At 67.2% G+C, this 14,063-nt stretch carries 11 protein-coding genes; 3 read left to right on the top strand and 8 right to left on the bottom strand.

The genetic code is table 11. The annotated features are described in order from the left end of the window. Positions 1-29: 29 nt before the first annotated feature. Positions 30-2,312, top strand: a complete 2,283-nt coding sequence (locus tag U9J41_RS07055) for a catecholate siderophore receptor Fiu (RefSeq protein ID WP_322401357.1) — start codon at positions 30-32, stop codon at positions 2,310-2,312. A 196-nt stretch (positions 2,313-2,508) separates the two neighbouring features. Here the strand turns inward: U9J41_RS07055 and U9J41_RS07050 are convergent, their stop codons facing one another. From U9J41_RS07050 to U9J41_RS07030, 5 genes are all read right to left on the bottom strand, one after another. Then, positions 2,509-3,741, bottom strand: coding sequence for an argininosuccinate synthase (locus U9J41_RS07050; protein ID WP_322401355.1), 1,233 nt, complete (start codon positions 3,739-3,741; stop codon positions 2,509-2,511). 85 nt (positions 3,742-3,826) lie between these two features. Next, a complete protein-coding gene (gene argF / locus U9J41_RS07045) occupies positions 3,827-4,759 on the bottom strand; it encodes an ornithine carbamoyltransferase (RefSeq protein WP_322401354.1) in 933 nt (310 codons plus the stop codon). A gap of 80 nt (positions 4,760-4,839) precedes the next feature. Next, a complete protein-coding gene (gene rsgA / locus U9J41_RS07040) occupies positions 4,840-5,748 on the bottom strand; it encodes a ribosome small subunit-dependent GTPase A (RefSeq protein ID WP_322401352.1) in 909 nt (302 codons plus the stop codon). Beyond that, positions 5,745-6,089, bottom strand: coding sequence for a 4a-hydroxytetrahydrobiopterin dehydratase (locus tag U9J41_RS07035; protein WP_322401350.1), 345 nt, complete (start codon positions 6,087-6,089; stop codon positions 5,745-5,747). Before U9J41_RS07035 ends, rsgA begins: the two co-directional genes overlap by 4 nt. Further along, the gene (locus tag U9J41_RS07030; protein WP_322401349.1) at positions 6,086-7,351 is read right to left on the bottom strand and encodes a M48 family metallopeptidase; all 1,266 of its coding nucleotides are present in this window, start codon (positions 7,349-7,351) and stop codon (positions 6,086-6,088) included. Before U9J41_RS07030 ends, U9J41_RS07035 begins: the two co-directional genes overlap by 4 nt. 149 nt (positions 7,352-7,500) lie before the next feature. Between U9J41_RS07030 and orn the strand changes: the two genes are divergently transcribed. Both orn and U9J41_RS07020 read left to right on the top strand, forming a co-directional pair. Next, positions 7,501-8,079, top strand: coding sequence for an oligoribonuclease (orn, locus tag U9J41_RS07025; RefSeq protein WP_322401347.1), 579 nt, complete (start codon positions 7,501-7,503; stop codon positions 8,077-8,079). A gap of 73 nt (positions 8,080-8,152) precedes the next feature. Further along, positions 8,153-10,645, top strand: coding sequence for a hybrid sensor histidine kinase/response regulator (locus U9J41_RS07020; protein ID WP_322401345.1), 2,493 nt, complete (start codon positions 8,153-8,155; stop codon positions 10,643-10,645). A gap of 144 nt (positions 10,646-10,789) precedes the next feature. Here the strand turns inward: U9J41_RS07020 and U9J41_RS07015 are convergent, their stop codons facing one another. The 3 genes from U9J41_RS07015 to U9J41_RS07005 all read right to left on the bottom strand — a co-directional run bounded on the left by U9J41_RS07015 (position 10,790) and on the right by U9J41_RS07005 (position 13,979). Beyond that, entirely contained in the window at positions 10,790-11,740 is a 951-nt protein-coding gene (locus tag U9J41_RS07015; protein WP_322401343.1) for an MBL fold metallo-hydrolase, read from the bottom strand. Between the two features lie 105 nt (positions 11,741-11,845). Then, positions 11,846-13,630, bottom strand: a complete 1,785-nt coding sequence (locus U9J41_RS07010) for a chloride channel protein (RefSeq protein WP_322401341.1) — start codon at positions 13,628-13,630, stop codon at positions 11,846-11,848. 4 nt (positions 13,631-13,634) lie between these two features. Further along, the gene (locus tag U9J41_RS07005; protein WP_322401622.1) at positions 13,635-13,979 is read right to left on the bottom strand and encodes a MarR family winged helix-turn-helix transcriptional regulator; all 345 of its coding nucleotides are present in this window, start codon (positions 13,977-13,979) and stop codon (positions 13,635-13,637) included. Positions 13,980-14,063 lie beyond the last annotated feature (84 nt).

Below are 14,063 nucleotides of genomic sequence, written 5' to 3'. Positions count from 1 at the left end.
GCACCCAATAACGACACGAACGGACCACGATGAGAACGACGATCACCAGCCGCAAACATCCCTTCACGCCGCGCCGCGCCGGCGCCGCCCTGGCCATGCTCATGCTGCCGCTTGCCGGCCACGCGGCCGACGCGGATGCCGACGGCGGCGACCGTCCGCACCGCGTCCATGTCACCGGCGCGCGCGACAACGACTACAAGGCCGACCAGGCGCAATCGGCCAAGTACACGGAACAGCTGGTCGACACGGCGCAGACCGTCATCGCCATCAAGAAGGAATTGTTCGAGCAGCAGGGCGCCACGACGTTGACCGAAGCGCTGCGCAACACGCCCGGCGTGGGCACGTTCTTCCTCGGCGAGAACGGCAGTACGAACACGGGCGACGCCGTCTACATGCGCGGCTTCGACACGTCGGGCAGCCTGTTCGTCGACGGCATCCGCGACATCGGCTCCGTCTCGCGCGACGTCTTCAACATCGAACAGATCGACGTGCTGAAGGGCCCGGCCGGCACGGACACGGGCCGCGGCGCGCCGACCGGCTCCATCAACCTGGACACGAAGCAGCCCCGGCTCAAGAACGTCGGCGCCGCCAGCCTGACGGCCGGCAGCGCGGACCGCGTGCGCGCCACGGCGGACATCAACCGCGTCATCGACCGCACCGGCGGCACGGCGTTCCGCCTGAACGTGCTGGACCAGGGCGGCGGCAACGCGGCGCGCGACGACGTACGCGAGAAACGCTGGGCCGTCGCGCCGTCGCTCGCGTTCGGCCTGCGCGGCCCGACCCACGTCTACCTCGACTACCTGCACGTCAGGCAGGACAACCGCCCGGACGGCGGCGTGCCGACCATCGGCCTGCCCGGCTACACGAGCCCGGACGCGACGCGCGCCTTCCTCGGCGGCGCCGCGCCCGTCGATCCGCGGGGGTTCTACGGCGCGCTGTCCGACTTCGACCGCGTGACGGCCGACATGGCCACCGCCATCATCGAGCATGAATTCCGCAACGGCATGCGGCTCAAGAACACGAGCCGCTATGGCAAGACGAAGCAGTTCTACCTGCTCAGCGCCTTCATGGGCACGTCGGCCAACATCGTCACCCCGTCCGCGGCCGACCCGTCCACGTGGTCGCTGGCCCGCACGACGCGCACCATCAAGGACCAGGAAAATACCGTGCTCGCCAACCAGACGACGCTGACGACCGGCTTCGACACGGGCGCGCTGCGCCACACGCTCGTCGCCGGCCTCGACCTGTCGAACGAGAAGCAGTCGAACCGGAGCTACGTCGGCGGCGGCACGCTGCTGCCCGCGAACCTGTACCACCCGGACCCGGGGTCACCGGTGACGGGCCTGGACCTGCAGCGCAGCGGCGCCCGCACGCAGGGCGAGTCGGCGACGGCATCCGGCTACCTGCTCGACACGATCAAGTTCGGAGATCGATGGATCTTCAACGCGTCCGCGCGCCTCGACCACTTCGACACGACGTACGACGCGATCGCGCTGTCGACGGCGACGTCCAATCCGGCGCTGCCGGTGGGGACGCCCATGCCGACGCACATCGAGCTGTCGGACAACCTCGCGAGCGGCAAGGTGTCCGCGCTGTACAAGCCGACGGCCACGAGCAGCGTGTACGCGCTGTGGGCCGATTCGAAGAACCCGCCCGGCTCGAACCTGGCGCTGAGCGGCAATGCGAACAGCGCGGCGAATCCGATCTACGAACCGCAGGCCAGCACGACGACGGAAGTCGGCGCGAAATGGGAGGTGCTCGATCGCCGCCTCGCACTGAACGCCGCGCTGTACCGCACCGACGTGAAGAACGAGGTCGAGCAGGATCCGGTCGACCTGAAGTACTACCAGACCGGCAAGAAACGCGTGCAGGGGATCGAACTGGCCGTGACGGGCGAGATCACGCGCGCCTGGTCCGTCAATGCCGGCTACACGTATATGGACACGAGCATCGAGGCGGGCAAGGCCGTCACGGCGAGCGGCGCCAATGCACTGTCGTACACGCCGAAGCAGGCCTTCACCAGCTGGACGACGTACCGGCTGCCGCATGGCTTCACGATCGGCGGCGGCGTGCGCTACCAGGGCAAGCTGCTGCGCGGCAGGGACGGCGCCGTCGGCACGCCGGCGTATGCGGACGCCTACTGGGTCGCGGATGCCGTGGCGGACTACAAGGTCAATCGCTGGCTGGACCTGCGCCTGAACGTCTACAACCTGTTCGACAAGGATTACGTCGCGGCGATCAACAAGAGCGGCTACCGTTACACGCCGGGAGCGCCGCGCTGGGCCAGCCTGACCGCTAACGTTCACTTTTGAGTTGTGAGCCGGCGCCAGCCGCCGATGCACGGTGTCCGCCGTTCGCCGCAGCCGTGGGGGCAATGCGGGGTGTGGCGGAGACCGGGTGGCGCGCCTCCCTTGCCGTCCTTTCGCGTGAGCGGGAGGACGGCCTTTTTATGCGCAAAAAAAGCCGCCGGGCCTTTCGGACCGGCGGCCTTGCATGGCCGTTCAGGCTTTACTGGCCGCGCTTCTTGCGCGCGTTCGCCGCGATACGCATGCGCAGCGCGTTCAGCTTGATGAAGCCGCCCGCATCCGCCTGGTTGTACGCGCCGCCGTCTTCGTCGAACGTGGCGATGGTCTGGTCGAACAGCGAATCCGTCTTCGAGTCGCGCGCGACGACGATCACGTTGCCCTTGTACAGCTTGACGCGCACCCAGCCGTTCACGCTCTTCTGCGTGTGGTCGATCAGCGTCTGCAGCGCGACGCGTTCCGGCGCCCACCAGTAGCCGTTATAGATCAGCGAGGCGTAGCGCGGCATCAGGTCGTCCTTCAGGTGCGCGACTTCGCGGTCCAGCGTGATCGATTCGATGGCGCGGTGCGCGCGCAGCATGATCGTGCCGCCCGGGGTTTCGTAGCAGCCGCGCGACTTCATGCCGACGTAGCGGTTTTCCACCAGGTCCAGGCGGCCGATGCCGTGCTTGCCGCCGAGGCGGTTCAGCTCCGTCAGCACGGCGGCCGGTGTCATCGGCTTGCCGTTCAGGGCGACGATGTCGCCGTGCTGGAATTCGATGTCGAGGTACTCGGCGTCGTCCGGTGCCGCTTCCGGCGACACGGTCCAGCGCCACATCGATTCCTCGGCTTCCGCGCTCGGGTTTTCCAGGTGGCGGCCTTCGAACGAGATGTGCAGCAGGTTGGCGTCCATCGAGTACGGTGCGCCGCCGTTCTTGTGCTTCATGTCGATGTCGATGCCGGCGTCTTCCGCGTACTTCAGCAGTTTTTCGCGCGACAGCAGGTCCCACTCGCGCCACGGGGCGATGATCTTGACGTCCGGCTTCAGCGCATAGGCGCCCAGCTCGAAGCGGACCTGGTCGTTGCCCTTGCCGGTCGCGCCGTGCGACACGGCGTCGGCGCCGGTCTCGTTGGCGATCTCGATCAGGCGCTTGGCGATCAGCGGACGCGCGATCGACGTGCCCAGCAGGTATTCGCCTTCGTACACGGTGTTGGCGCGGAACATCGGGAACACGAAGTCGCGCACGAATTCCTCGCGCACGTCGTCGATGTAGATGTTGTCCGGCTTGATGCCGAACTTCAGCGCCTTGGCGCGCGCCGGCTCCAGCTCTTCACCCTGGCCCAGGTCGGCGGTGAAGGTGACGATTTCGCATTGGTAGTTATCCTGCAGCCATTTGAGGATGACGGAGGTGTCGAGGCCGCCCGAATAGGCGAGGACTACTTTTTTAATGTCGCTCATGGAAGTTCCAGTGGTGTCAGATGTGGAGGGGGTGATGGTCAGCCGGCCCGGCCCGGGCCGACGATCAGACTCGATGGTTGTGCGGTTATTGATCTTCGATGCGGCCCAGCAGCAGGTATTCGATCAGCGCCTTCTGCACGTGCAGGCGGTTCTCGGCCTCGTCCCAGACGACGGATTGCGGACCGTCGATGACGCCGGCCGCCACTTCCTCGCCGCGGTGCGCGGGCAGGCAGTGCATGAACAGGGCGTCGCCGCTGGCGCGCGCCATCTTCGCTTCGTCGACGATGAAGCCGTCGAACGCTTTCAGGCGCTCGGCGTTTTCCTTTTCGTAGCCCATGCTCGTCCACACGTCCGTGTTCACGAGGTGCGCGCCGGCGCAGGCGTCGGAGGGGTTCTCGAAGAAGGTGTAGTTCGTCGTGGCGACCAGCGCCGGATCGATGTCGTAGCCCTTCGGCGTCGACACGTTCAGGTGGAAGCCGAACACTTCCGCCGCCTGCAGCCAGGAATACAGCATGTTGTTGGCGTCGCCGATCCAGGCCACGGTCTTGCCGACGATGGAGCCGCGGTGCTCGTAGTACGTGAAGATGTCGGCCAGCACCTGGCAAGGGTGGTGCTCGTTGGTCAGGCCGTTGATCACCGGCACGCGCGAGTGTGCGGCGAAGCGCTCGATGATGTCCTGGCCGAACGTGCGCACCATGATGATGTCGCACATGCGCGACATGACCTGGCCGGCGTCCTCGACGGGCTCGCCGCGTCCCAGCTGGCTGTCGCGCGTGTTCAGGTAGATGGCGGCGCCGCCCAGCTGGTGCATGCCGGCTTCGAAGGAGAGGCGCGTGCGCGTGGAATTTTTTTCGAACACCATGACCAGCGTGCGGTCGACGAGCGGGTGGTAGATCTCGTAGTTCTTGAACTTGCGCTTGATGACGGTCGCGCGCTCGATCAGGTACTCGAATTCGTCGCGGGTGAAGTCGGAGAACTGCAGGAAGTGCTTGATGTTGGTGGGAGTCGTGCCAGCCATTTTTGTGCCTGAGATACGATAATCTCTTGGATTATAAGCGTTTTTGCTTGTTTTCCGGGAAATAAGGTTCGGAAAAGTTGTCAGTACAACGTCTGCGCCGACTCGTGCAGCAACTGGGCATACAGCGCGTGGCGCAGCGGCGCGATCTTGCCGTCCGCGACGGCTTGCAGCACGGCGCACTGCGGTTCGGCCAGGTGGCGGCAGTTGTAGTACTTGCAGCCGCCGAGGTAGGGCTTGAACTCGACGAACGCCCGTTCCAGCATGCCTTCCGTCAGGTGGTACAGGCCGAATTCCTGGAAACCCGGCGAGTCGATCAGCGTGCCGCCGGCCGGCAGCTTGTACAGGCGCGTGAAGGTCGTCGTGTGCTTGCCGGTGTCCAGCGCTTCCGAGATTTCGCGCACGGCGATGTCGGCATCCGGCACCAGCAGGTTCACGATCGACGACTTGCCCATGCCCGACTGCCCGATCAGGATCGACGACTGGCCCTGCAGCAGCGGCGTGAGCGTCGCGACGGCGTCCTCGGGATGCGTCTTGGCCGACACCTCGTGCAGCGGATAGCCGAGGTTCGTGTACAGGCTCGCGCGTTCGCGCGCGCGGGCGAGGTTCGGTTCGAGGTCGACCTTGTTCAGGATGAGGTGGGCGTCCACGCCCGCCGCCTCGCAGGCGACGAGGGCGCGCGAGATGAGGTCGTCGGCAAAGCCGGGTTCCGTCGCGATGACGATGAACAGCCGGGTGATGTTCGCCGCCAGCAGCTTGGACTTGTACTGGTCGGAGCGGTACAGCAAGGTCGTGCGCTCGGCGATCTTTTCGATCACGGCCTGGTCGGCGGAGGTCCGCTTCAGGTGCACGACATCGCCCACCGCGATGTTGGTCTTCTTGCCGCGCGTGACGCACTGGAGGAATTCGCCGTCGACGTCGGCCAGGTAATGCCGGCCGTGGGCGGCGACGATCGTGCCCGTCAACTCATTTGCCTTATTCGGTTTCGTCATGCGCCAGCCCGTTCCGCGTACAGTGCGTCGGCCTTGGCCGCGCAGATAAAATCGTTGTCGGACAGGCGGTTGCCGGCCGAATGCGTCGTCCACGCCGCGGTGCAGCGGCGGTAGCCGACGGTGAGGTCAGGGTGATGATCTTCGCGGTGGATCATGAAGGCGAGGGCGTTCACGAATTCCATCGTCGCGTGAAAATCGCGGAACACGAATTCGCGCTCGATGCGCACATCGGCACCGGCCCTGTTCACGCGCCAATCCGGCACGTCGGCCAGCAGCGCGGGGAGGGCGGCATCATCCAGGGCAGGCGCGTCGTGCGCGCAGTGGCGGTCGGCGAGCTTCATGGCGCCCCCGCCAGGCGCAGCTGGCGGATGCGCACCGAGGCCGGCGGGTGCGAATCGTAGAACGCGGAGTGGATCGGGTCCGGCGTCAGGGTCGACGCATTGTCCTCGTACATCTTGACGAGGGCGGAGACGAGGTCGCGCGCATCGCTGTGGCTCGCGGCGAAGGCGTCCGCTTCGAACTCGTGCTTGCGCGACGTGATCGACGTCAGCGGCGAGAAGGGGAAGGTGAACACCGGAAGCACGAGCGCGAACAGCAGCAGGGCCATCGCGTCGTTCGGCTGGCCCAGCAGCGGCATCACGCCCAGGCCCGTGTAGAACCACACCTGCGTCTTCAGCCAGCCCAGCAGGGCGAGGAAGGCGAGCGACAGCGCGAACAGCACGGCGATGCGCTTGACGATGTGCTTCAGCTTGAAGTGGCCCAGTTCGTGCGCCAGCACGGCCTCGATCTCTTCCGGTGCCAGGCGCGCCAGCAGCGTGTCGAAGAAGACGATGCGTTTATTTGCACCGAAGCCGGAAAAATAGGCGTTGCCGTGGGCGGAGCGCTTGCTGCCGTCCATCACGAACAGGCCCTTCGCGGCGAAGCCGACGCGCGTCATCAGGCCCTCGATGCGGTCCTTCAGCTTGTCGTCCGTGAGCGGCGTGAACTTGTTGAACAGCGGCGCGATGACGGTCGGGTACAACACCATCATCAACAGCTGGAAGCCGCTCCACACGAGCCAGGCGTACAGCCACCACAGGGCGCCCGTCCTGTCCATCAGGGTCAGGACCACCCACAGCAGCGGCAGGCCGATGACGGCGCCCACCAGCGCGCCCTTGACGGCGTCGGCGATCCACAGCTTGAGCGTCATCTTGTTGAAGCCGAAGCGTTCCTCGAGCACGAACTGGCGGTAATACGAGAACGGCAGGTCGAGCGCGCCGGAGACCACGGCGAATGCGACGATCAGCAGGACCTGGTGCGCCATGCCGGGGCCAAGCGCGTGCAGCAGCGCCGTCGACAGGGCCTGCAGCCCGCCCAGCAAGGTGAAGCCGGTCAGCACGAGCGTGTTCCAGATGGCGCCGACGAGGCCGAAGCGCGTCTTGGCGATCGTGTAGTCGGCCGCCTTCTGGTGCGCGGACAGGGGAATCCTTGCGGCGAATTCGGCCGGCACCTGGCTGCGGTGCCGCAGCACGTGACGGATGTGCCGGCGGGCCAGCCAGTAGCGCAGGCCGAGGGTCAGCAGGAGAAAGACGACGAACAAAACCGAAAACGCGGATGAAAGCATGCGGTGCCTGTGAGAAAATCCTATTTTTCGGGGTCAGAGCACGAATTTTGATCAGCGGGGTCAGCGCACGGTTTTCACGGTTGTGCTCTGACCTCGCCAAATTAAACTCTGACCCCGCTGATTAAAAGCGATTAAGCAAAGAGAGAATTATGTCACAAGCCACCCCTACCGAAGCAGCGACCCCGCGCCCGAACGAATTCAACCTCGTCTGGATCGACATGGAAATGACCGGCCTCGATCCTGACAACGACCGCATCATCGAAGTGGCCGCCGTCGTCACGGACGCCAACCTGAACGTGCTGGCCGAAGGTCCCGTGATCGCCGTCCACCAGAGCGATACGACGCTGGACAAGATGGATGCCTGGAACAAGGGCACGCACGGCCGCTCGGGCCTGATCGACCGCGTCAAGGCGTCGACGATCACCGAAGCCCAGGCCGAGGAGCAATTGATCGCCTTCTTGAGGCAGTGGGTGCCGGCGAAGAAATCGCCGATGTGCGGCAACTCGATCTGCCAGGACCGCCGCTTCATGGCGCGCGGCATGCCGAAGCTGGAAGCCTTCTTCCACTACCGCAACCTGGACGTCTCGACGCTCAAGGAATTGTGCCGCCGCTGGAAGCCGGAGCTGGCCTCGGGTTTCAAGAAGGCGCAGAAGCACACGGCGCTGGCCGACATCATCGAATCCATCGAGGAACTGCGCTACTACCGCGAGCATTTCATCAAACTGTAAAGCGGTTCGGCGGGCTTCGACACGAAGTTGCAATCGTGCATGGGTTCCGCCGCAAGGTATGCGAGAATTGCCCATGGCTGACATTCTGCGTACCACCGCCGGCCTTGGCGGAGAGAGCGAAGTCCGGCGTCTCCTGCGGGAGCACGACTGGACCACGTCGCCGCTCGGCCCGCCGGAAGGCTGGCCGCCCGAACTGGCCACCGCCGTGTCGATGGCCGTCAGCTCCGCGTTCCCGATGTTCGTCGCCTGGGGACCCGACCTGCGCTTCCTGTACAACGACGCCTACGTTCCCATCCTCGGCGACAAGCACCCGGCCGCGTTCGACGCGCCGTTCCAGCAGGCCTGGTCCGAGATCTGGCCCGACCTCGTGCCGATCGTCGACCGCGCGCTGTCCAACAAATCCGCGTATTTTGAAGACCTGCCGCTCACGATGGAGCGCAAGGGCTTTCGCGAGCAGACCTGGTTCACGTTTTCGTACTCCCCGCTGCACGACGGCAGCGGCCGCGTGGCCGGCCTGTATTGCACCGTCATCGAGACGACCGGCCGCGTGCAGGCCGAGCGCCGCGCCGCGTTTGAACTGACGGTGGCGGACGCGCTGCGTCCGCTCGCCTCCGGCGACGACGCCATCCGCACGGGCTGCGTCCTGCTGGGACTGGAGCTCGGCATGGCGCGCGTGCTGTACGGCGAGGTCGGCGACGGCCTGGACACGCTGTCCGTGGCGCGCGACTGGCACCGTCCCGGCCTCGCGTCCGTGAGCGGCCACACGTTTGCCCTCGACGCGTTCGGCCCCGAGCTCGGCCGCGCCGGCCGCACCGGCGAGACCGTGCTGTTGACCGACGTCCGCACCGACCCGCGCGCGGCCGCGCGCCAGGGTACGTATCTCGCGCTGGACATCCACGCCTGCCTGGCCGTGCCGCTGCGCAGGGACGGGCGCCTGCAGGCCTTCCTCGTGCTGGGCCTGGACCGGCCGCATGCCTGGACCGACGCCGAGGTGGCGCTGGCGCGCGGCACGGCCGAGCGCATCCGGGCGGCCGTCGACCTGGCGCGCGTGCAGACGACGCTGCGCGAAGAGCGCGACCGCGGCCGCACGATCCTCGACACGATCGCGGAAGGCTTCCTGCTGCTCGACCGCGACTGGACCGTCCTGCAGATGAATCCGGCCGGCCTGCGCATCGCCCGCATGGACGCCGGCGCGATCATCGGGCGCAACCATTGGGACGTCTGGCCGGAAGCGATCGACAGCGAGGCCGGGCGCATGTACCGCCGCGTGATGCGCGACCGCGTGGCCGGCACCGCGGAGTACCGCCAGCGCACGGCGGACGGCGTCGAGATCTGGTGCGAGGTGCGCGCCTATCCGACGGCCGACGGCGGGCTCGTCTCGTTCTTCCGCGACGTCACGGAACGCAAGGCGGCGGAGGACAAGCTGCGCGCGGCCGACCGCCGCAAGGACGAATTCCTCGCGATGCTGGCGCACGAACTGCGCAATCCGCTGGCGCCGATCAGCGCCGCGGCCGACCTGCTGCGCATCGGCCGGCTGGACGAGAACCGGGTGCGCCAGAGCAGCGCCATCATCGGCCGCCAGGTGCGCCACATGACGAGCCTCGTGGACGACCTGCTCGACGTCTCGCGCGTCACGCGCGGGCTCGTGACGCTGGCGCGCGCGCCCGTCGCCGCGCGCACCATCGTCGACGAGGCGATCGAGCAGGTGCGGCCCATGTTCGAGACGCGCCGCCAGCACCTCGCCGTCGACATCGCCGATCCGGATGCGACCGTGCTGGGCGACAAGGCGCGCCTCGTGCAGGTGCTGGCCAACCTGCTCAACAACGCGGCCAAGTACACGCCGGAAGGCCGCCGCATCGAGGTGGCGGCGGTCGTCGCCGGCGCCCGCGGCCGGCTGCTGCTGACGGTGCGCGACGAGGGCATCGGCATGGAGCCGGAACTGACGGGGCATGTGTTCGACCTGTTCACGCAGGCGCAGCGTTCCGTCGATCGCGCCCAGGGCGGCCTGGGCCTCGGCCTGGCCCTCGTCAAGAACCTCGTCGAGCTGCACGGCGGCAGCGTCGCGTGCACGAGTCCGGGCCTGGGGCTGGGCAGCACCTTCGAGGTGGCGTTGCCGCTGATGGCACCGGCGACGCGCTCCGCGCCGGCCACCGCCGCGCCCGGCGCGCAAGCGGGGACGGGGGAGGCGCGGCGTCCGCTGCGCCTGCTCGTCGTCGACGACAACGTCGACGCCGCGGCCACGCTGGGCATGCTGCTGGAAGCGTGCGGCTACCTGGTCGACGTCGAACACGAGTCGCACCGCGCGCTCGAGCGGGCGCGCCAGCAACGGCCGGATGTGGCGCTGCTCGACATCGGCCTGCCGGACATGGACGGCAACGAACTCGCGCGCCGCCTGCGCGCCGACGCCCAGACCGGCGCCATCGTGCTGGTGGCCGTCACGGGCTACGGCCAGGAACAGGACCGCCGCGCGGCATTCGAGGCCGGGTTCGACCATCACCTCGTGAAGCCCGTCGACATGGACGAGCTGGCGGCGTTGCTGGCGGGGATCGAGGCCGAGCGAGAGTAGCCGTCGCCCCCGCGCTTTAGCCGTCGCCCCTGCGCCTTAGCCGTCGCCCCCGCGCAGGCGGGGGCCCAAGTTCGCGGTGACGCGAACACCATTGGGTTCCCGCCTCCGCGGGAACGACGATCGGTTTTTTAACGCATCCGGGTGTTAACGCATCTGGGTGTAGTTGACGGGAATCCAGCGATACCCCTTACCCTGCGTGGCCAGGTGCCCGAGCCCCGGGAACTGCAGGTGCGCGCCGCCGATCATCCAGCCATTCTTCGCGGCCTCGTCGAACACTTTCTTGCGCGATGCATAGGCCGCCTTCTCGTCGCTGTCGAACGCGATGGTCACCTGCGGATTGTCGAACTGGACGGCCGCCAGGTGGATCAGGTCGCCGATCAGCACGAGTTTCTGGCCGTGGCTTTCCACCGCATAGGCCGTGTGACCCGGCGTATGGCCGTGTTCGGCCATGGCGGAGACGCCCGGGACCAGTTCGCCGTCCGCTTCGATGGCCTTGAACTTGCCGGCCTTGATGTACGGATTGATCGAGGCCATCGCGCCCTTGAAGAAGTCTTTCTTGTCGGCCGGAGCCTTGTTCATGTTGGCTTCGCTCAGCCAGTAGTCGGCGTCGGGCTTGCCTGCGCGCACGGTCGCGTTCGGGAACACGCGCTGGCCGTTGCTGACGAGGCCGCCGACGTGGTCGCCGTGCATGTGGGTGATGTAGATCTCGTCGATCTGCTCCGGCTTGTAGCCGGCCGCCTTGAGATTGTTGACGAACTTGCCGACGGTCGGGCCGAACAGGGTGCCCGCGCCCGTGTCGACCAGCACCAGCTTGCTGCCGGTGTTGATCAGGAAGGCGTTGTCGGAGGTTTCCACCGGCAACTTGAGGAAGTTCTTGGCCAGCACGGCGCGCGTCACCTCGGGCTTCTCGCGCATGTACTGGTCCATCGGCAGGTCGAAGGTGCCGTCGCTGATCGGCGTGACTTCGATGTCGCCCACCATCACGCGGTAGAAGCCGGGTGCCGGGGTCTTGACCATCGGTGCGGCGGCCTGGGCAGAAAAGGCGGCCGCGGCGAGGGCGGCGGCGAGCAGGGTGTGCTTGAGCGGTTTGATCATGTTCTTATCCTCGATAAACGCGCGAACGCGGGTTGCTTATCGTACATGATTGTTCAGTATCTCGCTCGGCCCTGCCTGCCCTCCGCGCCTCCGGTTTGCCTTTGCTCAGTCCGCTGTTTCGTTCTGCGCGCTGCCGCGGCGCGTCAGCGGCAGGGTGCGCAGGACGCTGCGGTTGTGTTCTTCCTCGTGCAGCGTGGCCGTCGCCTTGATCAGGTCGCTGCGGCTGACGACGCCCAGCAGCTGCGCGTGGCCGGCCTGCGCCACGACCGGCAGGCGCTCGATGCCGTGCACGGCAAGGCGGGTGGCGACGGCGCGGCAGGTCTCGCCTGGCAGCGCGACGAGCGGCGGATTGACGCCGAACAGGTCGCCGACGAGCATCGACGGCGCATGGCCGTCCAGCGTGTCGCGTTCGACCATGCCGACGACGAGGCCGCCGCGCGTGACCGGATAGCCGCGGTGCTTCTGGGCCGGACCGAAGTGCGTGGCCAGCACGTCGCCGATGGTGGCGTTGGCGTCGATGTGGTGGACTTCCGCGCTCATCACCTCGGCCACGCTGTGGCGTTCGAGCGGGTCGATGCCGTATTCGCGGTAGATGTGGTGGCCGCGGCGGGCGATCTTTTCGGTCAGGATCGAGCGGCCCATCGTCAGCACCGTGAAGCCGTAGGCGACGGCGGACGCGGCCAGCAGCGGCAGCACGGCGTTGGCATCGTGCGTGAGCTCGAACGCGAACACCACGGCCATCACGGGCGCACGCATCATGCCGCCCAGGGTCGCGGCCATGAACACGAGCGGCCACAGCGCGGGATCGGCGCCCGGCAGGTAGGGGCCGAGCACGGCGCCGAGGCCGGCGCCCAGCATCAGCAGCGGGGCCAGCACGCCGCCGGACGTGCCGGAGCCGAGCGCGATCAGCCAGATGACGAGTTTCACGGCCAGCAGGCCGACGATGACGCTCGCTGCCAGGTGATTGTGCAGCAGGTCGCCGATGACGTCGTAGCCGACGCCCAGCGCGCGCGGCTGGAAGTAGCCGCCGATGCCGACGACGAGGCCGCCCAGCGCCGGCCACCACATCCAGTGGATCGGGAGGCGGTGGAAGCCGTCCTCGACGCGGTACAGCGCCGTCGACATGAGCCAGGCCAGCGCGCCGCACGCGAGGCCGGCCACCAGGCAGGAGCCGAGGGCGACGGGACTCACGGCCGCGGTCTGCAGCGGGAACAGCGCGCCGGAGCCGATCACGAGCGGACGCAGGAAGCCGGCCACGGCGCACGCCGTCGCCACCGGCAGCAGGCTGCGCGGACGCAGTTCGAACAGCAGCAATTCGACGGCCATCAGCACGGCCGCCACCGGCGTGCCGAACACGGCCGTCATGCCGGCCACGGCGCCGGCCACGAGCAGCGACTTGCGCTCGCCGCCCGTCAGGTGGAAGTGCTGGGCGATCAGCGAGCCGATCGCGCCGCCCGTCATGATGATCGGGCCCTCGGCGCCGAACGGGCCGCCGCTGCCGATCGCGATGCCGGACGACAGCGGTTTCAGGATGGCGACCTTGGGCGACATGGCGCTGCGCTTGAACAGGATCGCCTCGATCGCTTCGGGAATGCCGTGGCCACGGATGGCCTCGCTGCCGTAGCGGGCGATCAGGCCGATGATCACGCCGCCGATCACGGGAATGGCGATCACCCACAGGCCCAGCGTGTTGTTGGCCGGCGACATGTCGGCGATCGAGAACTTACCGTAGAAGAACAGGTCGGTGAAAAAGCGGATCAGTCCCAGCAGGACATGCGCCGCGCCCGTGCTGAGTGCGCCGATGAGGGCGGCGAGGACGGTCATGCGCAGCAGGTTGGCATCGCCTGAAAAATCGCGCCGCGGGGGGGAAGGATGCGTGGCAGGTTTCATATTGTTATACAAGATTAGGAACGGTAAAGACGCCTTGCAGGGCGCGCAGTTCGGCGCGGTGGACGGCGGCGAGCTGCGTCAGCAGTGCTTCGCCTTTCGGCAACAGGTGCACTTCGACGCGGCGCCGGTCCGCCGCGTTCGTGCGGCGCACGACGAGCGCACCCGCTTCACAGCGCGTCACCAGGGCGACGACGCCGTGCTGCTTGGCCTGCAGGCGCTCGGCCAACTCGCCGACGGTGGCCCATTCGCGTCCGGAAAACCCCTTGATGTGCAGGAGGAGCAGGTATTGCAGCGGCGTGATGCCGGCCGCCTGCACGGCATTTTCGGAGAAGCGCTCGTAGCGCCGCATCTGGTGGCGGAATTCCGACAATGCGGCGAAATCCGTCTTGGACAGCGGGGGTAACTCGTCTTTCACTGGGGTTATGCGATCGGG

The organism is Massilia luteola (genome assembly GCF_034420155.1).
GTDB classification, from domain to species: Bacteria; Pseudomonadota; Gammaproteobacteria; order Burkholderiales; family Burkholderiaceae_D; genus Telluria; species Telluria luteola.
This window is presented reverse-complemented; position numbering and strand designations above follow the sequence as displayed.